This window comes from Cupriavidus sp. SIMBA_020 (assembly GCF_046535395.1).
Lineage (GTDB): Bacteria > Pseudomonadota > Gammaproteobacteria > Burkholderiales > Burkholderiaceae > Cupriavidus > Cupriavidus campinensis.
In genome coordinates, this window is the sequence record NZ_JAWRWU010001103.1 from 1 (window position 1) to 255 (window position 255).

Annotated in this window: 1 pseudogene; it reads left to right on the forward strand. The window is 68.6% G+C overall.

Annotated elements, in window-relative coordinates:
* Nucleotides 1-255, forward strand: a pseudogene (locus SB751_RS32925) (translational GTPase TypA); the annotation flags it as partial.

Consider the following 255-nt stretch of genomic DNA (forward strand, 5'->3'; position numbering starts at 1 on the left):
CCTGGGCATCGGCTGCACCGTGACCGACCCCGTGACGCAGGACGTGCTGCCGATGCTGCGCATCGACGAGCCGACGCTGCCCATGAACTTCATGGTCAACACCTCGCCGCTGGCGGGCCGTGAAGGCAAGTTCGTCACCAGCCGCCAACTGCGCGACCGCCTGGACCGCGAGCTGAAGTCGAACGTGGCGCTGCGCGTGCGCGACACCGGCGACGACACCGTGTTCGAAGTGTCGGGCCGCGGCGAACTGCACCT